The organism is Acinetobacter sp. NRRL B-65365, from assembly GCF_001605865.1.
Taxonomy (GTDB): domain Bacteria; phylum Pseudomonadota; class Gammaproteobacteria; order Pseudomonadales; family Moraxellaceae; genus Acinetobacter; species Acinetobacter vivianii.
This window is the reverse complement of sequence record NZ_LRPD01000012.1, coordinates 1-24,551: the sequence shown is the minus strand read 5'-3', so window position 1 is coordinate 24,551 and position 24,551 is coordinate 1. Positions and strand designations below refer to the sequence as shown.

At 40.7% G+C, this 24,551-nt stretch carries 23 protein-coding genes; 11 read left to right on the top strand and 12 right to left on the bottom strand.

The window, feature by feature from the left end; genetic code table 11:
- Positions 1 to 72: 72 nt before the first annotated feature.
- The 7 genes from AWW72_RS07050 to AWW72_RS07020 form a co-directional block, all read right to left on the bottom strand.
- Positions 73 to 921 (bottom strand): class II glutamine amidotransferase, encoded by an 849-nt coding sequence (locus AWW72_RS07050; RefSeq protein ID WP_032863849.1) that lies wholly within the window; start codon positions 919 to 921, stop codon positions 73 to 75.
- A gap of 99 nt (positions 922 to 1,020) precedes the next feature.
- Complete coding sequence (locus AWW72_RS07045) at positions 1,021 to 1,797, bottom strand: GNAT family N-acetyltransferase (protein ID WP_004770970.1); 777 nt, start codon at positions 1,795 to 1,797, stop codon at positions 1,021 to 1,023.
- 128 nt (positions 1,798 to 1,925) lie between these two features.
- Complete coding sequence (gene argB, locus AWW72_RS07040) at positions 1,926 to 2,825, bottom strand: acetylglutamate kinase (RefSeq protein WP_004770969.1); 900 nt, start codon at positions 2,823 to 2,825, stop codon at positions 1,926 to 1,928.
- Between the two features lie 13 nt (positions 2,826 to 2,838).
- Complete coding sequence (locus AWW72_RS07035) at positions 2,839 to 4,260, bottom strand: phosphomannomutase/phosphoglucomutase (protein WP_062846871.1); 1,422 nt, start codon at positions 4,258 to 4,260, stop codon at positions 2,839 to 2,841.
- A 193-nt stretch (positions 4,261 to 4,453) separates the two neighbouring features.
- Positions 4,454 to 4,906 carry a dUTP diphosphatase gene (dut, locus tag AWW72_RS07030; protein ID WP_062846870.1) on the bottom strand — a complete coding sequence of 151 codons (453 nt, stop codon included), beginning with the start codon at positions 4,904 to 4,906 and terminating at the stop codon, positions 4,454 to 4,456.
- Positions 4,907 to 4,929: 23 nt separating this feature from the next.
- Positions 4,930 to 6,969, bottom strand: coding sequence for a DNA helicase Rep (gene rep, locus AWW72_RS07025; RefSeq protein WP_004655168.1), 2,040 nt, complete (start codon positions 6,967 to 6,969; stop codon positions 4,930 to 4,932).
- 198 nt (positions 6,970 to 7,167) lie between these two features.
- On the bottom strand, positions 7,168 to 7,821 hold the full coding sequence (locus tag AWW72_RS07020; RefSeq protein WP_004770962.1) for a YiaD family glycine zipper/OmpA-like lipoprotein: 654 nt from the start codon (positions 7,819 to 7,821) through the stop codon (positions 7,168 to 7,170).
- A gap of 379 nt (positions 7,822 to 8,200) precedes the next feature.
- Here AWW72_RS07020 and yihG point away from each other — a divergent pair, with 379 nt between their 5' ends.
- The 7 genes from yihG (at position 8,201) to AWW72_RS06985 (ending at position 13,362) form a co-directional block, all read left to right on the top strand.
- Complete coding sequence (gene yihG / locus AWW72_RS07015) at positions 8,201 to 9,118, top strand: 1-acylglycerol-3-phosphate O-acyltransferase, YihG family (protein ID WP_005256385.1); 918 nt, start codon at positions 8,201 to 8,203, stop codon at positions 9,116 to 9,118.
- A 24-nt stretch (positions 9,119 to 9,142) separates the two neighbouring features.
- Positions 9,143 to 10,201: a hypothetical protein gene (locus AWW72_RS07010; RefSeq protein WP_047431929.1), complete on the top strand. Its 1,059-nt coding sequence runs from the start codon at positions 9,143 to 9,145 to the stop codon at positions 10,199 to 10,201.
- Positions 10,202 to 10,317: 116 nt separating this feature from the next.
- Positions 10,318 to 11,037, top strand: a complete 720-nt coding sequence (gene minC, locus AWW72_RS07005; RefSeq protein WP_047431926.1) for a septum site-determining protein MinC — start codon at positions 10,318 to 10,320, stop codon at positions 11,035 to 11,037.
- A 65-nt stretch (positions 11,038 to 11,102) separates the two neighbouring features.
- Positions 11,103 to 11,915: a septum site-determining protein MinD gene (minD, locus tag AWW72_RS07000; protein WP_004770954.1), complete on the top strand. Its 813-nt coding sequence runs from the start codon at positions 11,103 to 11,105 to the stop codon at positions 11,913 to 11,915.
- 2 nt (positions 11,916 to 11,917) lie between these two features.
- Entirely contained in the window at positions 11,918 to 12,190 is a 273-nt protein-coding gene (gene minE, locus AWW72_RS06995) for a cell division topological specificity factor MinE (RefSeq protein ID WP_004655180.1), read from the top strand.
- A 186-nt stretch (positions 12,191 to 12,376) separates the two neighbouring features.
- Positions 12,377 to 12,664, top strand: coding sequence for a PA4642 family protein (locus AWW72_RS06990; protein WP_004770953.1), 288 nt, complete (start codon positions 12,377 to 12,379; stop codon positions 12,662 to 12,664).
- Between the two features lie 158 nt (positions 12,665 to 12,822).
- Positions 12,823 to 13,362 (top strand): hypothetical protein, encoded by a 540-nt coding sequence (locus AWW72_RS06985; protein WP_062846869.1) that lies wholly within the window; start codon positions 12,823 to 12,825, stop codon positions 13,360 to 13,362.
- 65 nt (positions 13,363 to 13,427) lie between these two features.
- Here AWW72_RS06985 and rhtC read toward each other — a convergent pair whose 3' ends face one another.
- Both rhtC and AWW72_RS06975 read right to left on the bottom strand, forming a co-directional pair.
- On the bottom strand, positions 13,428 to 14,045 hold the full coding sequence (gene rhtC / locus AWW72_RS06980; RefSeq protein WP_005256380.1) for a threonine export protein RhtC: 618 nt from the start codon (positions 14,043 to 14,045) through the stop codon (positions 13,428 to 13,430).
- A gap of 128 nt (positions 14,046 to 14,173) precedes the next feature.
- A complete protein-coding gene (locus tag AWW72_RS06975; protein WP_062846868.1) occupies positions 14,174 to 17,257 on the bottom strand; it encodes a DNA translocase FtsK in 3,084 nt (1,027 codons plus the stop codon).
- Positions 17,258 to 17,509: 252 nt separating this feature from the next.
- Between AWW72_RS06975 and trxB the strand changes: the two genes are divergently transcribed.
- The 4 genes from trxB (at position 17,510) to AWW72_RS06955 (ending at position 21,813) form a co-directional block, all read left to right on the top strand.
- Positions 17,510 to 18,460 carry a thioredoxin-disulfide reductase gene (gene trxB / locus AWW72_RS06970; RefSeq protein WP_062846867.1) on the top strand — a complete coding sequence of 317 codons (951 nt, stop codon included), beginning with the start codon at positions 17,510 to 17,512 and terminating at the stop codon, positions 18,458 to 18,460.
- 134 nt (positions 18,461 to 18,594) lie between these two features.
- Positions 18,595 to 20,151, top strand: a complete 1,557-nt coding sequence (locus AWW72_RS06965; protein ID WP_062846866.1) for a methyltransferase regulatory domain-containing protein — start codon at positions 18,595 to 18,597, stop codon at positions 20,149 to 20,151.
- An 86-nt stretch (positions 20,152 to 20,237) separates the two neighbouring features.
- A complete protein-coding gene (gene aat / locus AWW72_RS06960) occupies positions 20,238 to 20,969 on the top strand; it encodes a leucyl/phenylalanyl-tRNA--protein transferase (protein ID WP_062846865.1) in 732 nt (243 codons plus the stop codon).
- Between the two features lie 28 nt (positions 20,970 to 20,997).
- Complete coding sequence (locus AWW72_RS06955; protein ID WP_005256372.1) at positions 20,998 to 21,813, top strand: arginyltransferase; 816 nt, start codon at positions 20,998 to 21,000, stop codon at positions 21,811 to 21,813.
- Here AWW72_RS06955 and rimI read toward each other — a convergent pair.
- From rimI to AWW72_RS06940, 3 genes are all read right to left on the bottom strand, one after another.
- Positions 21,799 to 22,260, bottom strand: coding sequence for a ribosomal protein S18-alanine N-acetyltransferase (gene rimI / locus AWW72_RS06950; RefSeq protein WP_171254691.1), 462 nt, complete (start codon positions 22,258 to 22,260; stop codon positions 21,799 to 21,801). The two genes, AWW72_RS06955 and rimI, sit on opposite strands and share 15 nt — an antisense overlap.
- A 92-nt stretch (positions 22,261 to 22,352) precedes the next feature.
- Positions 22,353 to 23,237, bottom strand: a complete 885-nt coding sequence (locus AWW72_RS06945) for a metal-dependent hydrolase (RefSeq protein ID WP_047431905.1) — start codon at positions 23,235 to 23,237, stop codon at positions 22,353 to 22,355.
- 217 nt (positions 23,238 to 23,454) lie between these two features.
- On the bottom strand, positions 23,455 to 24,336 hold the full coding sequence (locus tag AWW72_RS06940; RefSeq protein WP_004770935.1) for a metal-dependent hydrolase: 882 nt from the start codon (positions 24,334 to 24,336) through the stop codon (positions 23,455 to 23,457).
- Positions 24,337 to 24,551 lie beyond the last annotated feature (215 nt).

Sequence of the window (24,551 nt, the reverse complement as noted above, 5' to 3'; positions counted from 1 at the left end):
ATAACCAGAAAAATGAGAACTAATTTTTTAATAAAAACAGTTCAAACATATATTCTGGTTATATCTTCTATATTAATACTGATCTGCTTTAGTTATTCGTTTTAATGCAGGATTTTCTGCTTCGCGGATTAAACGCTCTACTCGTGTTAAAGCATGCAAAATCGGTTTACCACATTGGAATAAGATCATTTCCCCAGGCTGGTATGCAGTCCATGCTTCGTTATGCGTTAAAGGCTCTGTGGTAATCACAGCCACACGATCTTCAGGTGTCGTGACCTGACTAAAATCGACCTCTACATCCAGATCAATTAAATGTGCATGTTGAAAAGGATATTCACGTACCAGCCAATGCAATTTAGTGGTGGCATAGCTATACAGGGCCTTACCATTCGACAAGCAGAAATTAAACGTTCCATGCTCGGCAATTTGTGGAGAAATACGCTCTAATAGTGAAAAAATCTCTTCTAAACTTGGCTCGGTATAGCCAAATGCCTCAACCATCTGATCTAGTAAATAGCAAAATGCCAGCTCACTATCCGTATTGCCGACAGGTTCAAAACGCCCGCTAAGCTCAGGTTTAAAGTCATGCAAATCGCCATTATGGGCAAAAATCCAATGTCTGCCCCATAACTCACGCAAGAAAGGATGTGAATTCTCTAAGTTGATTTTGCCCTGTGTGGCTTTACGGATATGGGCAATGACATTACGAGACTTGATCGGATAGTTACGAATCAGATCTGCAATTGGAGATTCTACCGCCGATTGATTATCGACAAACAAACGGCAGGCTTTGTCTTCAAAGAATGCAATACCAAAGCCATCACAATGATCAGACGTGACCCCTGCTCGTTGGGAGAACCCACGAAACGAAAAGGTAATATCTGTCGGGGTAGCACAATTCATTCCTAATAGCTGGCACATATCTTTTAACTATCTAACATCTACGCCTATTGTGCATGAGGTTGAGATCGCTTGTAAATCTTAATATGTGCTCACTATTGGACCAAGAATGATATAAGACTAACGTTGCACCATTTTGTTCATGACAAAAGACATGGCGATCTTATTCACTTCCAAAAACACAAAATAATCCAGACATTTAAAATCTTCATCATAAAATGCCTGTTTTGAAAGTTTCGATTGCATGCCTAAATAGGTTTGGAATAATTTTGGCATCCGTTCATCTTGTGGAAAACTATAATCAGGACGTTCAGGTTCAAAAATACGTTTTGAACGGATATCAATACTTTGATGCTCACCCAATTGTTGAATCTGACGATGGGTGTAATAAGCACGCGCCAGATTATCGTCTAAATGAATACTGACACAGCCCATTAGATATTTGGCACGCATTGACCATAATACTTTAGGCACCAGATTCAACCACAGCATGGAAAGTGCTTTACCAGAACGGAATTGAGGGTGAACGCAAGTTCGACCAATTTCTAAAACACTCGGTAAATGTGATAAATGCGGAACAATTTCGAATTCCTGAGCACTATAACTCTGCCCGATTTCATGGCCTTGAAATAATTTTAATCGAGTATAGGCAACAATTTCACCTGTCCACTTCTCACGTAAAACGGCATGTTCACAGCCAAAATCATAAAGGTCTTGATCTAAACCATCTTCAAAATGCATCCCAAATTGATGGCTAAATTGTGTAGCTCTAAAACGTTGTACATCTTGTAATTCTTTTAAATTATCCACCCATTCAAAACGGAACTGGTTTTGAGCTGGTTTGTGGCGTAAAGGTAAAGTCAATGTCTGGCGATATTGATTTAATTTTTCTAGCATAATGAAAGCTCCTTATGGCTAGATTTACCTTAAAGCGCTTAAATGACATTGAGATGACTAAAACATGAACAACACATGACGAAAAAAAGAGGCCAATTTAAGGCCCCTTTTTGTTTTCATCAGCAGAATTAATGCTTGACGCGATTGGTAATTAAAGTACCCACACCATGATCAGTAAAGATTTCTAACAAACTTGCATGCGGTACACGTCCATCAACGATATGCGCACTGACCACACCACCTTTTACCGCATCGAGTGCACAACCCACTTTTGGAATCATGCCACCATAAATCACGCCTGTTTCAATCAGACGATCAACTTCTTGCGTGGTCAGCCCCGTTAACAAGTTTTTATTTTCGTCCAGTACACCCGTGATATTGGTCAATAAAATCAGTTTTTCTGCGCCTAACGCTTCTGCAACTTTTCCAGCCACAAGGTCAGCATTGATATTATAAGTATTGCCATCCTCATCTACACCGAGTGGCGCAATAACAGGAATAAAATCACTTTGGGTAAACATTTCAAGGACGTCAGTTTTTACACCTGTGACTTCGCCAACCATGCCCAAGTCAATCTGTGAAACGGAACCGTCTGCTTCCTGTTTTTCCATCAACAATTTACGTGCACGCAGCAAATTGCCATCTTTACCTGTTAAACCAATGGCACGACCACCATGTTTATTGATCAGGTTAACGATCGATTTATTAACGCTACCGCCGAGTACCATCTCAACCACTTCCATGGTTGCTTCATCGGTCACGCGCATGCCATCAATACGGTCAGATTCTTGTCCTAAACGTTTTAATAATGAATCAACTTGTGGACCGCCACCATGTACAACGATCGGATTTAAACCTACTGTTTTTAACAACACAATGTCGCGGGCAAATGAACTTTCTAGTTCCGGATCAGTCATCGCATTACCACCATATTTTACAACCAACGTTTTTCCTGCAAATCGTTGGATATACGGCAAAGCTTCAATCAAAATTTTTGCTTTATCAATGCCGATATGTTCATGTGGCATGCGTCTCTCCTTATTAAGCCTGTGCGAGTTCTTGTGCAATCTGTGGATAATGGTCTTGCAACATAGAAACAAATGTCTGGCGAATTTCAACTAACCGATCTGGATTGTCTGCATCGAAGCGGACGGTAAAATATTCACCAGTATTTGATGCTCGAATAATGCCAAAACCATCATCAAAATCAAGTCTTACACCATCTATTTTACTTAAACGTGCATCTAAATGGTGACTTAAAATCTCAATCTCATCTAAAACCTGTTTCGGATTGGCATCATGCGTACTGATATAAGTATCTTCGGTGCAGTAACGTTCAGGATAAATACTCAATAATTCAGACAAGCTTTTTGCTGTTGATTGTGTAAGGTATTCCATTACACGCAAAGCCGCATAGAGACCATCATCATAGCCATAACCACGTCCGTCATTAAAGACATAATGGCCTGCATATTCACCACCAAAGACCGCTGCACCTTTAGATTGAGATAAATAAGCCCGTAAAAAACTGCTTCCTGTACGGATCATTTTAGCCTGTCCCGCAAGTTGCTGAACCGTGTCAGACACCATACGCGAACATTTCACATCAAAAACAATTTCTTTTTGTGGATGCTGCTGTAAACATATTTGTGCAAATAAGGACAGCAAGCGATCAGGGCTAATAATCGTGGCCTGCTCATCTAGCAAAACAACACGATCACCATCCCCATCTAAGGCGATACCAAGATCGGCCTGTTCTGACAAAATTGCTGCCTGTAATTGCTTTAAATGCTCAGCATGAGAAGGATCTGGTGCATGATCGGGGAAATGCCCATTGGCTTCACAACGTAATGCAACCACCTCACAACCTAACTGTTCCAGCACCAGTTTTGCACAATGGCCTGCTGAACCATGTAAACCATCAAGAGCAACTTTTAATGGTCGAGCCAATTGAATATCATCAATTAATGCGTGTTGATACTGTAAACAATATTGCGGAATAGTGTGATGCGAGCGGATATCTGAGGAAAAATATTCTTTGGCAGTCGGTAGAGAAATTTGCGCGAGCTGACCAACGGATTGAATCGTTTCAGGACTCGGAGGCTCTCCTTTGACAATCCACTTAATTCCGTTATCAGACTTTGGATTATGGCTTGCAGTCACCATAATGCCATTCCCACCAAAATCACGGGCAATGTAATACATCATCGGTGATGAGCAGCAACCAATACTGGTCACTTGCAGACCTTCTTGTTGAAGCGCGTGCTGAATAATTTCAGCATAATGAGGGCTGGTTAATCGCGCATCATAACCAACAACAACCTGATTCTGTCCAGCGTTTTTATATTGTAAAGCTAAGGCGTGGGCAATTGAACAAATAATATTTGGCGTGAGATTTGAAAGTTTTCCGCGAATATCATAAGCACGAAAAATATTCAAAGGAAATGTTTGTTGTATATTCACAGCAAGCCCCTATTTTTATAATCATTCGATTATTCAAAAATGGCGAAATTATTAAGTAATTAATTAACCCTTGTTCAGAAAAATTAAAATAATTAATCAGTTGCTTTGTAATATACTTTAAACAAACAATCAATATGAAAAATGCAATGTTTTCCAGTAAAACATTGCATTTTAAGTGATATTTACCGGAAAATTATTGCTTGCCCGTATGTCCGAAACCACCAGCACCGCGCTCAGTTGCAACAAATTCACTCACTTGTTCAAACTCGGCTTGTACGACTGGTACAAGAACATATTGTGCCAAACGCTCACCGGGTTCTAAACGGAATGTATTTTGACTACGGTTCCAGACAGATACCATCAATTCACCTTGATAATCTGAATCAATCAAGCCAACCAAGTTACCTAAAACGATCCCGTGTTTATGGCCTAGACCAGAACGAGGCAAAATCAAACCTGCAAAGTTTGGATCTTCGATATAAATTGCCAAACCAGTTTTAACCAAAACAGTTTCACCTGGCGCAATATCAATCGCTGTATCTAAACATGCACGTAAATCTAAACCTGCTGAACCTGTGGTTGCATAAGAAGGCAAAGCCCACTCTTGACCTAAACGCGCATCTAATACTTTAACTTGGACTTTCATTACAACTTCCTACTTACAAACTTTTATCGTTTCAACAATGCTTTTAAATTGGCAAGATACTGCTGCGCCTGCTCTTTTGGATCAACATTCGGCGCCAGTTTCTTTTTACGACCGTGCCATTCCAGATCATCTTGTGGCATTTCGTCCAAGAAACGACTTGGCGTCATCTGACGCATTTGTCCACCGTTCTTACGCTGTTCTGCCAATGTCAAAGTCAGACCTTGACGTGCACGGGTAATCCCCACGTACATCAAACGGCGTTCTTCCTCGATGGTTTCTGATGCGATCGAGTTCTTGTGTGGTAACAGTTCTTCTTCCAGACCAATCATATACACATAAGGGAACTCCAGACCTTTTGCCGCATGCAAAGTCAACAAGTTCACTTTATCGGTGTCTTCTTCTTCCTGTTGCTGCTCAAGCATATCCAGCAGTACCAGTTTACGAATCACGCTTTCAATATTCTTCTCATCGACATCGTCAGTACGATTCAATAAGTTTTGAATACTGCTATATAAACTTTCGATGCTATCGAGCTTGGTTTTTTCCTGAGCAGGTGTCGCCGCCTGTTCACGAATATAATCAATATAACCTGCTTCATTGATCATCTGACGAACCTTTGGCATCGGCTCATCATCATCAAGTAACTCACGGGTAAATGTCGCAATAAAATCAGCAAACTCATGCAATTGTGTTGCAGCTTTCTTCGGTAACACCATGCTTAAGCGCTGATCAGAAGATGCTGTGAGCAAAGACAAGGTATTTTCTTGGGCAAATAAACCCAGCTTTTCCAAAGTCACAGGCCCAATCGCACGTTTTGGCGTATTAATAATACGTAGGAATGCACTGTCATCTTCTGGGTTAATGATGAGACGTAAATAACTCATCACATCCTTAATTTCTGCACGCGCGAAGAAAGACTGACCACCCGACAGTTTATAAGGGATTTGCATCTGACGTAATTGGGTTTCAATGACACGTGCCTGGAAGTTTCCGCGATAGAGCACCGCATAATCTTTCCAGTTTTTACCGTTCATCAATTTGTGGGTGATCAGATCTTTGACCACGCGTTCTGCTTCATCATCGTCATTTAAACAGGTAATGACACGAATGGTTTCGCCATGACCTTTATCACTCCACAATTTCTTATCGAAAATATGCGGGTTATTCTCAATCACGGCATTCGCCGCTTTTAGAATACGACTGGTTGAACGATAGTTCTGCTCAAGTTTGATGACTTTTAGATTATGGAAGTCATCCTTCAATAACGCCATGTTTTCAGGCTTTGCACCACGCCATGCATAAATGGACTGGTCATCATCACCTACGGCGGTGAACTGCCCCATCACCCCAACCAAAAGCTTAACAAGGGTATATTGCGCAGTATTGGTATCCTGATATTCATCGACCAGTAAATAGCGAACGCGGTTTTGCCATTTGTCACGCACTTCAGCATTTTCCTGAAGCAAACGTGTCGGCATCACGATCAGATCATCAAAGTCTACGGCGTTATAGGCACGTAAGTTACGCTCATAAAGCTGATAAAGATGTGCAAACTGGACATCTTCAACCGTTTCACAAGTGGAATGTGCTTGTTCTGGAACGATCAGATCGTTTTTCCAGTCTGAAATTTTCTTCATTGCCTTGGCAAGAAGTTCTTTACTCTCTGCCCCTGACAAATTATCGCGCTGCATCAAATCCATCAGGATTCGCTTACAGTCATCCGCATCTAGAATAGAAAAGTTGTTTTTAAGCGGTAAATGTTTTAATTCAAGACGTAGTAAATTCAAACCAAAAGTATGGAAGGTCGAAACCGAAAGTCCTTTTGCCTCTTCACGTGAAAGCAATTTACCTACACGTTCTTTCATTTCACGTGCAGCCTTATTGGTAAAGGTCATTGCCGTAATACGATAGGCTGGAATACCACATTGTTGTACCAAGAAAGCCACTTTTCGGGTAATTACTGAAGTTTTACCCGAACCTGCACCTGCGAGTACCAACAAAGGCCCCTGAACATATTTCATGGCTTCAAGTTGCTTGTCATTAAGTTGACTGGCAGATGACATTGGTTATTCCTCTCTCGTTTCCGAGCCTGATTTTTCGAGCACAATTATAGACATCTATGTTTTAGAATCCCAATAGTAAATCTAGGGATATGTATAAATTATGATGCCTTATACAAATGGTGCGCCACGGCTTGTCGCCTGACTGGATCGACAATAAAAAAAACCACCCGAAGGTGGTTTTTTAGAAATCAGTAAAAATTACTGTTTTGCATAAATGCTGATTTCTACACGACGGTTTTGCTCTTTACCAGCAGCAGTCGCGTTTGAAGCGATCGGGTTAGAAGAACCATAACCTTGCGCATCGATACGGCTAGAAGATACGCCTTGACCAGCTAAGTAGTTTTTAACTGATTGAGCACGTGCTTGAGATAATGGGATGTTGATTGAATCGTTACCCGTATTATCTGTATAACCAGTTACAAGAATCGCACTCTTGTTATCTTCACCTAAAGTTTGCGCTACTTTGTTTAAAGTGCTGTAGAAGTTAGGTTTGATGTTTGATTTGTTGGTATCAAAGGTAATGCTACCAGGCATGATTAACTGAACAGAACCATCTGGGTTACGGCCTACTTCTACGCCAGTACCAGCCATTTGCTCACGTAATTTTTTCTCTTTATTGTCGAGATATAAACCACCAGCAGCACCAAGAACAGCACCGATTGCCGCAGCACGGTTGTTTTGTTTACTTGTATTTGCGTTACCTTTAGATACGCCATAACCTGCAGCTGCACCAATTAATGCACCTAGAGCAGATTTGTCATATTCTACGCCACCGATGTTATTACCTGTAGTTTGGCAACCAGAAAGTACCAATCCAGCCCCTACGAGTGTTGAAATTACTAATGCACGCATTGCGTAGCTCCTGTCTATGTATTTTGTTGTCTGGACAAATAATGAATGAGAAAACTGGCCTAGACCATTGATATTTTGTTAATAATAAACACTTTATTTGTATTTTTGTAATATTTTGATGCATTTTACTTGAATAAAGCACCACAATTTCTTCATGTTTATGGTTTTCACACAATAAATATTTTATGTGACAATCATCACATACATAAAAATCCGCTTTCCCTCCTTCAAAAATCACATTTAATCGGAAAAAGCAGTGTTAACCCGCCTAAATATATAAAAATTGTCAACATCTGAAAATATACAGTTGTATTTCAACATCTGTTGTTTATAGTTGGAACATCTCTTTTTTCAAACATCTGCACTCAAGGCTCGATTTATGTCTAACGCCAATAAAAAAGCGTCCTTATTGCAAAAAGTCAGTAAAGGATTAACCGTTAGTTCAGTCATTACAGGAAGTACATTTTTTCATGGCCCACCTGTACTGGCATTAGGTTTAACCAAATTATTTAAAAAATCATCAAAAGTAGACGAAACCAATATTCAGATTACCAACAGTTGGTTAGGGGTAAATAACTGGTTAATTGACAATGTATTGCCAGATTTACACTGGGATATCAGTATTGATAAAAGTCTCGACCTGAATCTGCAAGGTCGATATATGATGATGTGTAACCACCAAAGTTGGGTCGATACCACAGTCAATCAGTATTTTGGCCTAACCCGTATGCCACTGACTCGCTTCTTTACCAAATGGGAACTTATTTTTATTCCATTTGTCGGGCAAGCATTTAAAATCCTTGGCTTCCCGATGATGAAACGTCATACCAAAGAGCAAATCGCGAAGAATCCCGAACTAAAATCACGCGATATGCTGGAAGCACGTAAAGCCTGTGAACAGTTACTTAGTCAACCTTTTACCTTACTCAACTATTTAGAAGGGACCCGTTTTACTCCTGAAAAACATGCTGCACAGCAATCCCCTTATCAAAACCTGCTTAAACCTAAAGCAGGTGGTCTTGCGTTAGCATTAAATATTCTTGGAGATAAAATTGATGCATTGGTCGATATGACTATTGTTTATCCAGACGGTGCGCCTGGTTATGGCGAATTCTGGCTCGGTGATGTGTCTCGTATTGCAGTAGATTTACGTAAAATAGATATTCCAGAGTGGGTACTTGGTGGTAATTATGAGGATGATCCCGTTTATCGTGAACGCTTCCAGAAATGGGTGGATCAGATCTGGACTGAAAAAGACCAGCTCATTAGCCAAATGAAAGCCAAATACCAGCAATAGTTTCAAAAGGAATTGTAGTAAGACATGACCCAGCAGGACTCAGGAAAGAACTCTAAATATAACTATGTCAATCCGAACAGCAAATTCTTTAAGCTGTTTTTGGTCTATGACATTTTTATGGTCTTTATTATTGTTTTTAACCTGTTCTGCTTAGGCATGAACTTTTTCCTGATGAGCAATATCGGGTCTTGGTTTTTTAATACCATCCAACTCCCGACGGTGCTGGAGTTTTATCGAACCCATTTGCACCCGTGGGTAATTACCACTGAAGCATGGTTTATTATCTTTTTAATTGTAGAACTGGTCATTCGCTGGTTTCTTTCAATTGTACAAAAACACCATGCGCGCTGGTGGTTCTTCCCTTTCATTCACTGGTATGAAATTCTTGCGGTGATCCCGCATTTCCGTTTTTTACGTTTATTCCGTGCTGGGATCATCGCTTATCGTTTATATGAACTAGGCTACAAAGTCGTACCAGATGGAATCCGGATTAAAGCCGTCTTTTATTATCGCGTGGTCATGGAAGAATTATCAGATCGTGTGGTCATCACCGTGATTGATGGCATTCGTCATGAGCTGCAAACCAGTTCACAGCACAAAAAAATCATTCATGATCTGGTTGATCATCATCGACAACTGTTTACCATCACCTTGGCTTCTCTGCTACAAGAGTCACTTGCAACAGCGTTACAACAACAGCAACCTTTAATTACCCAAAAAGTCGGCGTTATTGTCAATCAGGCCATTGAAGATACGCCTGAACTGACGCAACTCTTACGCCTGATTCCGATTGTTGGTGGAAGAATCGAGCAACAGATTCAAAGTATTGGTCAACGTTTAGGTGAGAATATCAGTGCAGGTTTGATCGAGCCATTTACAGCAGGCTCAACTCAACGACCGAATGAAAATTATCAATATATTGCAGAGCAAGTCAGCCAGTTGAATATTGACAATCAATATCTGGAAGAACTGGTCGAATCTGTCGTATTTGAAAGCCTTGAAGCGATAAGAAAACAAGTAAAAGTGAAGCAATGGCAGCAGATTTTGCAAGAATCTGATCAATTGGATAAAAAAGCGGAATGATTACAAGAAAAATTACCAATCGAGCTAGAGAATTCGTGTAATTTGTTCTAGCATTTGCTTTTATTTACAACTGCTTTAACACAATAGAGCGCTTAAAAAGCCCTGAAGGATAAATTATGGCTGATATACGGATTACGGGCAGAATGGTGAATTTTAGTCGACTCACGTTCGACACAAATGACCATAATGCAATCCGACAGCAACTTACCAGCACGCTGAATGAAGGTTCTTATATCGGTACATTGGTCATTATTGACAGTACTGTTGAGCAAGAACTGATTGCCTTAATTCAGCTCTTGATTGATCTGGGTTTACAGCCTATGGCTGTGATTGATGGTATTCTGGGTGATGAAGCCCGCGCCATTCAATTCCCTGTTCTACCCGTAGATCAGCCATTGCAACGTATCAAGGCATCTAAAGAACAGGTGGTTGATCCAGCCCCAGCGAAAGCAGCGGATAATTCAGCAATACAAACACCACAAAAAAACACATCGAATGCATATATCACCTCGTATCATGATGAAATTTTGCGTACAGGCCAATGTTTGGTGCAAGATCAGGGTGATATCATTTTAAATGCAGGCATGAATAGTGGTTCGGAAGTCATTGCATCTGGAAATATTCACATTTATGGCAATGCTCGTGGTAGAGTCATTGCAGGTGCAGGTGGACAAGCTGCAGCACGTATTTTCTGCCACTCGTTAGAAGCCGAATTAATCTCGATTGCAGGAACTTATTGTGTTGCAGATGATATTCCAAAAGATATGATCAAAAAGTCTGTACATATTTATTTAAATAACAAGCAAGAACTTGAATTTGAGGCCTTGCAGTTTTAATTTATCTCATTAAACACCAAAAAAGCCCTTTTAGGGGCGTATGACCATAAATAGGAGTGGATTCGGTGGCCAAAATTGTTGTCGTAACGTCAGGCAAAGGTGGTGTAGGTAAAACTACAACAAGTGCATCTTTTGCAACAGGTTTAGCCCTACGTGGTCATAAAACTGTTGTGATCGATTTCGATGTGGGTTTACGTAATCTTGATTTGATCATGGGCTGCGAACGCCGTGTAGTTTATGACTTTGTCAATGTCATCAATAATGAAGCTCGCTTACAACAAGCACTCATCCGTGATAAAGATATTGAAAACTTATATATTCTCCCTGCGTCACAAACCCGCGATAAAGATGCGTTGAGTGATGAAGGTGTTGCACGTGTGATCGACGAACTTTCTCAAGAATTCGACTACATCATCTGTGATTCACCTGCTGGTATCGAGCGTGGTGCGATTTTAGCAATGTATCATGCAGATGAAGCGATCATTGTGACGAATCCTGAAATCTCATCAGTACGTGACTCTGACCGTATTATTGGTATGCTTGATAGCAAGACCAAAAAAGTTGAACAAAACGAAGGTCGTATCCGTAAGCATTTATGTATCACCCGTTTCAATCCGGAACGTGCTGATAAACAGGAAATGTTAACGATCGACGATATTTCTAAAGATATTTTACGTGTGCCGACTCTAGGGGTAATTCCTGAGTGCCCAAGCGTACTTCAAGCATCAAACGAAGGTAAACCAGTGATTCTGTATTCAGAAGAAAAAGCTGGACAAGCGTATGATGACTTAGTGGCTCGCTTCCTTGGCGAAGACCGTCCTTATCGACACATTGCAGTACAGCCAAAAGGTTGGTTAGCTAGACTATTTGGAGCGTAATTATGGCAGGATTCTGGAGTAAACTTTTTAGCAGTGATGAAAAACCATCAAGTGCACAAACTGCCAAAGATCGTTTAAAAGTTATTGTTGCCTCTGAACAAGGCTTGGGCCGTCGCTTAGGCCAAGACAAAATCGACCAAATGAAAAAAGAAATCATGCAGGTCGTGAGTCGTTATGTTCGTGGGGTGGATGAACAGCATATTCAAATGCAGGTTCGCTCAGAAGCAAACATTGAAATGCTAGAAATGAATATCAATTTACCTGAAGATCGTTAGAAGTTTTTTCATTAGCGATTTTTCGTAAATAAGGGCAAAATACGTCGTAGAATTTGAAAAGTATGACTTTTCTTTTCCCTCCTCACTTGAAGCCTAGCTTCTGGTCTTGTGGCAGGGAAAAGCGATACTTCTCTCATCCTGCCTCATATTTTGCCTTTATTATTTTATAAGACTGAGGAGATTGTCATGGCATTATCACAGCCAGCAACTTTCAATGAAGAATGGTCAGATGAGCGTGTGTTTGCCTACCTTAACCAGCTTCCTCCAGCTGGCGTAAATGCCGACTTTCATGTGCTCTATCATGCCTTCAAACATATGCGCCCAAATGACTATGAGCGCTTGATTACCAAGTTTTTGGCAGATGGTCGTGACTTGAATGCAACCAATCCTGAAGGCCAACGCATTCATGATGTGATTGCACAATTTCCTCGCCAGAAAGAGGGTTTTCTGGAAGTTTTAGCGAAATTTGCTTAATCAATTCTAGAATAAAGGCCACATAATTTATCAATATGAACAAATTGACGCGTAAATTATGTGGTTTTAATTAAAATAATGATATTTTTGACCTGCTCTGATTAATAACTCCAACTCATAATTTTTATATTTTTAACCTCTCTATTTTAAGAAAGACAATGACCGACCAAAACACAAGCGTAATTGAAAATGCTCCTGTAAATCATCATCTAGCCGATTTAACCATCATTAGCCTGAAGAAATTTATCTTTTTATCGATTATCTCTTTAGGCCTATATGAACTGTGGTGGATCTTTAAAGCATGGCGTTTTCTGGCACTAAAAGATAATTTAAATATCATGCCTGCTGCCCGGGCTATTTTTTCTATTTTCTTCTTATATTCACTCTTCAAGAGAATCAGGGAATATGCCAAAGAAAAAGGCTATGCTCAGGATTTCTCTCCAGGCTGGATGTATGTCGGCTATCTCGTTTTCGCTCTCTTGCTGGCTCGCTTACCTGACCCTTATTGGTTAATTTCTTCTCTCAGTTTTGTTTTCCTTGTCCCTGCATTTTTAGCACTCAATGATGCAAAAAGACAGTCGCATGAATTCAATGTGGTAATACAGGAAAAATTTAATATTGCTCAAATTATTGTCATTATTATTGGCTCTATCTTCTGGATACTCTTATTGATGGGGTTGTTTCTTAATATTGAATAATGAAAGCGTGACGCATAATCCATTTATAAAAAAGCCTGCATGATGCAGGCTTTTTGATTTCTTGATTAACGACTTCCAATCAGATAAACACCCAATAAGGTAAATATTCCACCAGACACGCCATCAATCCATTTTGCAAAATTTTGGTATGCATTGCGGAATGTCGGTAGAGAAAATACAAAAGCGACCAAGACAAACCATAGAATTGTCTCAATCGAAACAATAATAAAAAGTAGAGAATGGTGCTGATCAAATAAAGGATTTGCCAAAAACAGTGAGAAGACACTGCCGAAGTAGATAATGGCTTTAGGATTGGAAAGGTTGGTCAACAAGCCTTTCATAAAGAATAAATAAGGTGACTGAGGTAAGCTAATTGGATTTATGGTTTGATTATTTTTAGAGAAGGCAGAGCGAAGCATTTGAAAGCCAAGCCAACACAAGTATAGGCCACCCGCAATAAGCAGTCCTTGTTTAAGCCACGCCATTTTTTCAAAAATAATATTGAGTCCCATCAAAGCAAGGAGTGACCACAGCATTGCCCCTAAACAAATGCCCAGTACTACCAGAAGCGCTTCTTTACGAGAGCGGCTAATAGCCGTTTGTGAAACCAGAAAAAAGTCTGGTCCCGGTGTAATCAATGCACAGAAATGAATAAAAATTAGCGTACTTAATGCAACTAACACGACTCACCTCAACGTTGAGATTTTAAAGGGCAAGCTTAAATAAAAAATGTGATTTTTACCACATAAAAATACGAAAATCTAAAGCAAAAAAGCCTCTATAAAGAGGCTTTTTTTAGTCATAATTTTCGTTAAACGAGAATATCTCGCTTACCATTGGCCCCCATCGAGCTTACGATTCCATTCTCTTCCATCTGGTCAATGATCCGTGCTGCGCGGTTGTAACCTAAGCTAAATTTACGCTGCAATGAAGAGGTTGATGCTTTACGTGTTTCTAAGACAAAAGAGACACATTGATCGTAAAGCGCATCTCGGCTCGGATCACCATCACCATCTTCAAAACCACGCGATGAAGGTTCTTCATCAAATGGCGTGAGAATCTCATCCACGTAATCTGGCTCACCACGTTCGCGCCACGCGTCACAAATACGGTTCACTTCATCATCGCTAATGAAGGCCCCATGTACACGCTCAGGCTCGATTTTACCAGGGCCGAGGAACAACATATCACCATGACCGAGCAAGTCTTCTGCCCCACCCGCATCCAGAATAGTACGCGAGTCAATCTTACTGTTCACACGTAATGCAACACGCGTTGGAATATTCGCCTTGATCAGACCAGTAATAACATCCACCGAAGGACGTTGTGTCGCAAGTAAGAGATGAATACCTGCGGCACGAGATTTCTGTGCCAAACGGGTAATCATTTCTTCGGCCTTTTTACCGACCTGCATAATCATGTCGGCAAACTCATCGGCAACGATCACAATTGAAGGTAACGGCGTTAAACGCGGCGCACGCTCACCCACAACTGAATCACTGGCTTTCCACGTTGGATCAATCAGGTCTTCACCGTTGGCAATCGCTTCTTCAACTTTACGGTTATAGTCACTGAGCTTACGGATTTTCAGGAATGACATCAGTTTATAACGGCGTTCCATCTCATTTACACACCAGTTTAATGCGCTAACAGCATCTTTCATGTCGGTTACAACAGGTGTGAGTAGATGAGGAATATCGTTATAGTTGGCTAATTCAAGCTGTTTTGGATCGATCAGAATCAAGCGAAGCTGATCTGGTGTATATTTCAGCAACATCGACAAAATCATCGAGTTCACTGCAACCGACTTACCAGAACCTGTCGTTCCCGCAACCAACATATGCGGTGCTTTACCAAGGTCAGTAATGACAGGATTGCCTGAAATGTCTTTACCCATTGCCATAGAGAGCAAACCAGCAGGGTCTTCAAAAGCTGGCGTTTTTAATAGCTCAATCAACCGTACCATTTCACGGCTACTATTCGGAACTTCAATTCCGATATACGGTTTTCCTGCAATCACTTCAACCACACGAACAGATGCCATCGACATTGAACGTGCCAAATCGCGTGAAATATTGGTCACTTTAGAGGCTTTTACACCCGGCGCAAGATCCAGTTCAAAACGGGTAACAACAGGGCCAGGTTGAGCTTCAACCACTTGTGCTTTGACATTAAACTCTTGCAGTTTGATTTCCAGCAATTCAGAAAGACGTGCCAATTGCTCGGCAGTAAAGTTCACCTTTTTGTTTGGATCAACTTCATCCAGCAATTCCAGACCTGGTAAGGTTGGCAAATCAAGACGTTTTTTCGCCACTTGCATCGCACGAGACATTGGACGACCAAACGCATCTGTTAATGGTGCATCTAAATCAAAATCTTCTTCAAGATCCAAATCGTTTTCAGGCTCTGCTTTACCCGCAGTTTCTTGCCATGCTTCGATAAAGGCTTCTTTAGACAATGCTTCTTTCGGTGCATTTGATACTTCAATCGGCGCTTTTACAAAAGCAGATGATTGCGCATAACTTGTGGTACGCGGAGCAGTTTGTTCACGCTCCTCTTCAACCAGAAGATCATTAAACTCATCAATCTCTTCAGCAACAAAATTATGTTTGTCTTCTTGAAGTGGATTTTGCACAGCAGCGCTGTGATTTTGAGTCGTATTCACCTGATTAGACTCACTAATCAAAGCTTCAATATCTGCTTCAAACTCGTTTTCCTGCTCAACAGGTGTGTGTGTCATTGCTGGCACAGCCTGAATGATCGGTGTATGCGCATCTGTTGCTGTTTTACTGTTTGGTACCGCAGCCAATAACTCATCAAAGATCTGGTCATCATTCCAGTCCAGATTGCTAGGATTGGCTTTTTGCATGACTGCTTCAGCATGTGCTGCGGGTTCAAGTTGAGGCGCTACATGGGCTGACTCATCAGCAGCACGCAGTAATGCATCAATTTCCTGTTTATGGCTGGCATCATCACGTTGTAATGCACGCCATACTTCACCTGTTTTCACTAAACGCTGGCTTTCAGTTTCAAATTGATGCGCACGCTGTAAGGTTTGCTCAAAGTCATCATCAGGCGCAGTTGTTTGTTGTGGCTCAGCGCTTTGTTGCTGTTCTTTCGCGACCACATCGGCAAACAATTTTTCTGCCATGAGTTGATGATGTGAATCATCAATTTTAATTAGCTTGGCTTGAACCTGATTGGTCTTGGTCTCGTTTTTATCATCCGAGCTTTCAGTCGCAGCTTGGGCTTTACTTGTTACAGCTGGAGTTTCAGCGGGCGTCAACTGCTCCGTTAAATCATATGCAGATTCATTTTGTGGTACGTTTTTATAGAATAGATCTTGCAAATACGCTGGGGTATTTTTCAATGTTACCCAAGTCTTGTTCCACTGAATGCCAAAAGCCAAAGTCAGCAACAAAATACTGAATGCGAGTAAAAACAAGGTCGCGCCATAAATCGTCAGCAACTGGGATAAGCTCGCACCCAGCTCATAACCAATGATACCGCCAGCTGCATTGTCCAAAGTATCTGCAGGCATGTTCCAGTGCAAATACAACAAACTTGAAATCGAAAGAATTAAGAAAAACTGGGCAGCATAACGAAATGGGCGGTTCAGAAAGCTTCTTGGCCACCAGACCTGAATGGCTTCTATAAACAGGAACAAAGGAATAAGCAAACTCGCCCACCCCAAAAATCCAAAGAGTAAATCTGCGATCCAAGCACCTGCCACACCGCTTGCATTCGAAACCTGTTGGGTATCACTGGAAATGTGCATCCACCCAGGATCAAACGGTGTATAAGTTACTGTGGCAAGAAATAAATAAATGCCAAAGGAAATCAAAAATAATGTCATTAAAAAGCGTTGTGCATAAACACTTGACACCGCAGTCATATACAGTCCTGTAACCCAATTCGTTATTTGTTGGTATCTTTTAAGGTCTAACTTACCTTAATCAATAAGTTTTATATTATGCACTCGTTCTTACAAAAAAGATGCACGATTGTTTACTGTTGTTGTTAACATTCTGCACTGATATAGCTCAATTCGATTGAGTTAATCAATATTATCCGGATCGATTTACCCCACTCCCCTCTCGATTCACGTATAATTTTAGCAGTTTCAATATAAAAAGGATGTTCTTTAATGAGCGCTCGTCACTCACGGTTAATTATTTTGGGTTCTGGTCCTGCAGGTTATAGCGCAGCAGTCTATGCAGCACGTGCTAACCTCAAACCGACACTCATTGCTGGTATACAACTTGGTGGTCAATTAACAACGACGACTGAAGTTGATAACTGGCCTGGTGACCCTGAAGGATTAACTGGTCCTGTACTTATGGAACGTATGCAAGCTCATGCAGAACGTTTTGGTACAGAAATCGTCTATGATCATATCAATGAAGTTGATCTTAAGACTCGTCCATTCGTCCTCAAAGGTGATATGGAAGAGTACACATGTGATGCGCTGATTATTGCAACAGGTGCAACTGCACAATATTTAGGTCTTGAATCTGAAGCAGCTTTCATGGGTCAAGGCGTAAGCGCATGTGCAACCTGCGATGGTTTCTTCTATAAGAACCAGAATGTCATGGTTGTTGGTGGCGGTAACACAGCAGTTGAAGAAGCACTTTATCTTTCTAATATTGCAGCGCATGTCACACTTGTTCACCGTCGTGATAGCTTACGTTCAGAAAAGATCTTGCAAGATCACCTTTTTGCCAAAGAAAAAGAAGGCAAAATCAGCATTATCTGGAATCATCAAGTCGATGAAGTCTTGGGCGATAATACAGGCGTAACCGCTGTTCGCATTAAATCAACTCAAGATGAAAGCACTCAGGACATTCAGGTACAAGGTCTGTTTGTTGCAATCGGCCATAAACCAAATACCGGTATGTTTGATGGTCAGTTGAATTTACGCGATGGCTATATTCAAGTACACAGTGGTACTGCTGGTAATGCAACTGCTGCTTCAATTGAAGGTGTATTCGCTGCAGGCGATGTTGCAGATAGCGTTTACCGTCAAGCGATTACTTCAGCGGGTTCAGGTTGTATGGCAGCCCTCGATGCAGAGAAATATCTCGATAATTTAAACTAATCGGGCCACAATTTAAAAACCACCAGACATTGGTGGTTTTTTTATGCCAGCATCCCTACAATCAAAAATGATGACTTTTTAGACAAAGCTGCTTTTTTAATAGATAGAAATACATTGATGAATAGGATAGATAAATGACAACGACCTGGACAAATGGCTATCAAACAGAAGTGAATTATACCTACGGTTATTATCGAGATCTCAGCCCGAATTTCCAAAAGTTTTGTTTATTATTAAATGGGATCGATAGTCCAGACTTTCAGGAAAACCAGAATCACTGCGAACTTGGATTTGGGCAAGGCGTCAGTATTAATATCCATGCCACCAGCAACCAAGCCAGCTTTTATGGCACCGACTTCAATCCAGCACACGCCGCACATGCCAATCAACTGGCGGAGCAAAGTAAGGTTGAGCATTATTTCTATGACGACAGTTTTGAAGAGCTACTCAACCGTCAAGATTTACCCATGTTTGACTCAATCAGCTTACATGGTATCTGGAGCTGGATTAGCCACGAAAATCAGCACATTATTTTAAAATTTATCCGTCAGTTCTTAAAGCCCAATGGCATTGTCTATATCAGCTACAACTGCGTCACAGGCTGGGCAGCTAATATGCCGATCCGTGAACTGTTTCATAGTCATTTCAAATTTAATAGCAAAAGTACCAATCCCCTGCAAAAGGTCAATGAAGCACTCAGCTTTAGCGAAGACCTGCTCAAACAGAATCCGATTTTTGCGCAACGTAATCCAAATGCGGTTCAGAAAGTTGCCGATCTCAAACAACAAAATCCCAACTACTTGATTCATGAATATCTTAATCAGGACTGGCAATGCTTCTCTTTCCAGCAAGTCGTGCGGACTCTAGATGAAATCAAATTATCTTATGCAGGTTCTACTGATTTAAATACCCATTTAGATAGCATTAACTTCTCCCAAGAGCATCAGAACTTTTTAAATGCGATAGAACATCCTATTTTCAAAGAACAATGTCGTGATTATTTTGCTAATACCCAATTTAGACGCGATTTATTTATCCGCGGCAAGAATAATTTGACCCCATTGCAAATTCAGGAGCGTTTGAGAAAGACCGCTTTTGTCTTACTGACCGCCAAGGAAAAACTGCCTCATAGTATCAATGGACTTTTAGGAACATTTAATTTAATTGAAGATATCTATACCCCGATCGGCAATAAATTTGCAGAAGAAAACTATCGTCCAATCACCATTGCTGAACTAGAACAAAGTTTTCCTGAACTGAATTACGCCCAAATTCTCAATGCTTTGGTGATTTTATCGCATCTAGGTTTGGCCCAACCCTGCCAGACACTGGAACCGAATAATGAAATAATGCAACAAAGTCATCGCTTAAATCATTATTTATTGGAACAGGCAAGTTTTCATCAAAACTATAATGTCTTAATTAGCCCGATTACAGGTATCGGTATTCCAGCTGATCATTTCCAGCAATTGTTCTACCGCGCACATTTCATTGATGGTTTAGAATCAGCAAGTGAGTTTGCAGAGTATGTTCAAAATGTCATTAGCCAACTCAACTGGCTGGTACTGGATAGTGAAGGCAAAACTGTATCTGATCGAGAAAAGAGTCTGGAGGTCATTCAAGCCAAGGCTCAATTTTTCCTAGACAGCAAAAAGCTGCAAATTGCCAAACAACTGCGCTTATTTAGTTAAGCGCTTAGTACAGATGGCAATCTTCAAGATTGCCATTCCTGCTCAGTTCAGTTAGTTTAGAATCATTCCTATTTACTTTCTTTGCTATGCAACAACTTCCACCCTCGCAATATATTTTTCCAGATCCTGTAGAAGCAGATCCAGAAGGCCAAGGCTTTATCTGTATTGGTGCTGATCTCAGTCCGTCTACATTATTTGAAGCCTATACACATGGTTTGTTCCCCTGGTTCAATGAAGATGAGCCGATCTGCTGGTGGAGTCCTGAACCGCGCTGTGTGATTGAACCACAACAGTACAAGCCGAGTAAGTCACTCATTCGCAATATGAAAAAGCATGATTACCGAATTACCATTAACCATGCTTTTGAAGATGTTATTCGTTCCTGTTCCTTACCGCGCAGTTACGCCAATGAAACTTGGATCAGTGAAGACATTATTCAAGGCTACTGTGACTTATTTAAAGCGGGTTATGCCTATAGTGTGGAAGTCTGGCAACAAGAGAAACTGGTAGGTGGCTTATATGGTGTCACCATAGGCAAAGGCTGTTTTGGTGAGTCGATGTTTAGTACTGAAACCGATGTTTCGAAAATGGCGTTCTATACCTTGATGCTGATCGGGCAGGAAAATCAGCTTCCGTGGATTGATTGCCAACTGGTCAATGATCATCTTTTAAGCCTTGGTGCGAGTACACTTTCTCGCCAAGCCTATCTTAAATCGTTACAAGATGTAATTATTGCCCCCTCTATCAATTGGAAAAGTTATCAAGAACGTGTATTTTCAAGTAAAACAATAGCAGTTTTTAGCACATTAGACGGTTAACGGATTAACACCTTGGAGGGACAGATTAATGAAATCATACCAACCCAAGTCCCTTTTAAATGACTTACAGTACTACATTACACCACCGCATGATTGTAGTTATCTCGATAATAAATCTGCACGGATGGTATTTCTTGACCCGATTCACCGTATTGATGTGGTGACATTATCAGAACTTTCTCGGGTCGGTTTTCGTCGTAGCGGTGATTTTGTTTATCGTCCTGAATGTCACTTATGTCGCCAATGTCTATCTTGCCGCGTCCCTGTTCAGGAATTCAGCATGAATAGCAGCCAGAAAAAGGCATGGAAACGTAATCAAGATTTAGAAATGAGTATTTTGCCGACCTCGCAAGCCACTCAGCAACACTATGACTTGTACGAACGTTATATCAATGAACGCCACTCAGATGGTGATATGTATCCCGCCAGTCTAGATCAATTTGAAAAATTTCTGGTGCATAGCTGCACAGAAAGCTTCTTTATCGAACTCTGGAAAGACCAGAAATTAATTGCCGTCTCAACCTGTGATTTGATGGATGACGGTCTTTCTGCAGTTTACACCTTCTTTGATCCAGATGAACAACGCCGTTCACTGGGCGTATTCGCCATCCTTAAACAGATTGAATATGTACGCAGCTTGAATCTGGATTATTTATATCTGGGTTATTGGGTACCGCATTCAGATAAAATGAATTATAAATCGCAATATACACCACTCGAATTATTACTGGATGGACAATGGCGCAGACTGAATCGTCCACTCTCAGACAATGAAATTCATCAATTAGGAAATTCATTGATGAGTACATTACCTTCCGAGTGGAATAATTTAATTATTAAATAACGCCGCAAAATCATCTGTGCATGTCTTGACCATAATCACGGCATGCTCTCTGGAACCATCAGGATTAGGATAATAATTTTTGCGCAAATCAATTTGATGAAACCCAGTCTTTTCATACAGTCGAATAGCCGCTGTATTACTTTCACGCACTTCTAAAAAAATCTGAATCGGATTGTTCTTTAACTGCTGAATAGAATCATCCAATAAAGCATAACCAAGTCCTTTGCCCTGCTGACTTGGATGAATTGCCATAAGTAACAGGTTTGCCTCGTCCAGCACAGGTTGCAAAATACAAAACCCCACCACCTGATTGGCTTGCTCATACACAGTACATTGATATGAAGCTAAAGATTCCTGAAATTGTTGCTTGCTCCATGGATGTGTTTGCACTAAGCGCTCAATGGCTACCACACTTTCCAGATCACGCTCCTGCATCAATCGAATCACAATCTTTCACTCTATAAAATACTGATGCAGATTATCGACAATTTCAGCTAAAAATTGAATAAAAAAATGGGCAGTTTTACTGCCCGTTAGAGTTAACTCAGATTAAAACCTAATTCGGCCCGCCATTTATTCAGTAATTCAGTCGTATCATCGTCATTTGGATGGAACTTCGGTCTCAAGAACGAAAGTAAAGTTGGAATCTGACGCGTCATAAAACCTTTATAACCATACATAAATTTCAACATGTATCGGGTATCACGCCATGTCAACTTACCATCGACTTTCAATAGCTTTGCGGTGAAATAAGATTGGGTAATAAAGATCAGGCCCATCGCGATAACCAAGGCCAATGACCGCATAAAATAGGCTTTAGCGCCCTGCCCATACATCGATTCATACACATCAAAGGCTACTGCTTTATGTTCATTTTCTTCGACCGCATGCCACATCCATAAATGGTACATGGTCTCATCCATAAACATCGCTTGAATGTCTGGATTACTCAATAATTCTTCAGCAATGGTCGAGGTAAAGTGCTCTAAAGCACACGTACCAGTCAAACTGATCATTTCTTTGGTGAAGCCGAAAGGCTTTAAGAGTTTAGATGTTATACCGATGGTTCGATTAATCAGGCGCCCTGTTTGCTCTTCCATCTCACGGACATTGTATCCATAAGCCTGTGCGGACGCATTGAAGGCCAAATGCTCTTTCGAATGCATAGCTTCCTGACCAATGAAAGCACTGATTTCTTTCTGCAATCTAGGATCAGCCAACTTAGGATCGTTACGCACTGCACGCGTACTATTCACAAAGAATTGTTCACCTTCTGGAAATAGTGCTGAAAGCGCAGTCATAAAATGTGTTAAGGCAGCATCTCCATTTGCCCAATAACGTGGCACTTCACCAAATTCAAAATCCATTCGGCGTACAGGAAAACTGGCGCCAGCTCGGTTTGAAATATTGACTTTAGCATTCATACCCTTTTCTCCTATCCGTGAATATTCTTCATAAACCATATCTGATACTTCTGTTATACGCCCTTTTCAGTGCATCGAATAAGTGCAGATAAGGTCAGAAAAGCATCATCTTAGGACATGTCGTCACACTGAAAATCATCTATGAAATGAAAGAGTAAAAAAGAAAAAGGGCAATTAAAATTGCCCTTTTAAATCGATTTATTAGAAGATGAGAAAATTAGAAACCGAGTTTCGCTTTCCAGTCTTTTAACAACTGTACCGTATCCAGATCATTTGGATGGAAGCCTGGTTTAAAGTAAGCCAGCATCTCACCTGCCATACCAGTAATAATCCCTTTTGAAGGACTATAGCCATATTTATAAATCATCGCCAATTCTTTAAAGTTCAGCTTCTTATCTTGTTGAAGCAAACGTAAAGTGAAATAGGACTGAAGAATAAAAATCAAGGCCATCGCAAATACCAGCGCAGAGGTACGCAAGCTATAAGCTTTTAAACCTTTACCAAATACGGCTTCATAAACATCATAAGCTACGGCTTTATGCTCATTTTCCTCGACTGCATGCCAGAACCACATATACGACATAGTCTCATCGGTCATTAAGTCCTGAATATGCTGATTACGCAATAACTCAGAAGCAATAGTCGCAGTGAAATGCTCTAAGGCAGTTGTTGCGGTGAGGTTGACCATTTCTCTGGTCATACCAAACGGTTTAACCACTTTAGAAAAATTCTTTAAGGCAAATTGAATATAACGTCCAGTGATTTGCTCTAAAGTTCTTACATCATGACCATATTTCTGTGCAGAAGCATTAAAGTTAACATGCTCTTGTGTATGCATGGCTTCTTGACCAATAAACGCACTGATTTCTTTTTGTAGTTCTTCATTGTCTTTAATCGCTGGGTAGTAACGAACTGCACGTACCGCATCAATAAATAATTTCTCACCATCTGGAAACAGTGCAGATAAACCTGTCATGAAATGGGTTAAACCTGCTGAACCATCCATCCAGTATTCTGGTACTTGATCGAAATCAAAATTCATACGACGGACTGGGAAGCTTGCACCCGCACGATTTGAAATATTTACTTTAGCATTCATGCTGCCAACTCCTTTTTCAGTGAAACATTCCACTGAGCACTATCTGTTTCTTGCGTTTTATATTACGTTTTTATGCAAATCAAATAAGTGCAGTTTGGGACAGCAAGCTATCAGTTAAGGACACTCTTGCAAAAGGATTGTCTAACAATAGACAAAAAAACACCCCAAAGGGGTGTTTTTTTATCACTCTAGGCGATTATGCAGTTACTTTAGCA